This is a genomic window from Pseudomonas sp. R62, assembly GCF_000257605.1.
Classification (GTDB): Bacteria; Pseudomonadota; Gammaproteobacteria; order Pseudomonadales; family Pseudomonadaceae; genus Aquipseudomonas; species Aquipseudomonas atacamensis.
In genome coordinates this window covers 1-795 of record NZ_AHZM01000922.1, presented here as the reverse complement: position 1 = coordinate 795, position 795 = coordinate 1, and the positions used below count along the sequence as shown (strand labels likewise).

Annotated in this window: 1 protein-coding gene; it reads right to left on the bottom strand. The window is 58.6% G+C overall.

From position 1 onward, the window contains the following. Positions 1 to 56: 56 nt before the first annotated feature. Positions 57 to 795, bottom strand: a 739-nt coding sequence (locus tag OQK_RS01130; protein ID WP_016770735.1) for a hypothetical protein, incomplete at its 5' end; no start/stop codon positions are given.

Below are 795 nucleotides of genomic sequence, written 5' to 3'. Positions count from 1 at the left end.
CTGCGGCTTACATAATCCCCTGTGGGAGCGAGCCTGCTCGCGAAGGCGTCAGTCACCTAAAACACAAACCGCCCGTCAAACACCGGCTTGTCATCCAGCGCCAACACCCCGCCAGAAAAAATCAGGTCCAGGTGATGACTGCCCTTGGCGCCACCGCCTAATCCAAGATGCAACCCACAATGCCGCTCCTCAAACCCGGCATTGCGCGCATATAGATCCTTCACGCCTTCGTTTGTGCCAATCCCCAACTCCTCAATCCGCCGGTTCGACGGGTTGGCATCCAGGTACTTGTTGAAGTCGTGCTCAAGCCCCGGCACGTCGGTGGCGATGCGGCTGATGGTCGAATTCTCGATCCACAGCTCGAGCGGCGATTCCAGCACGCCGTACTTGCGCGCGAACGGGATGGTGCTGAGGAAGGTGCCCTTGAACTTCACATGGCCGTTGATAGCTTCGCTGTGGGTGGCGATTTCGCCGGGGGCGAGGTCGAAGTTGCCGACGCCGTTGATGTCGGTCCACTTCTTGATGCTGCTCATCGGCGTTTCGAACCATGAGCCGTGGTCATCCTTGAAACTCAGCGTGGTCGCTTGGGACATGCGCTGGATCAGGTGACTGTTGAGCCCGGCGATGCGTTGCGGGGTGATGCTGAAGGTGTCGTAGAAATAGTCGCTGTAATCCTTGAACAGCAGCGACTTCTTCCAGTTTTCCGCCATGACCGCTCGCAGCGCGCGGACGAACTCCGGGCCATCGGGGCGTGGGTTGGGCAGTGTGGAAGAGTCGTAGAAGAAAATGTACAGA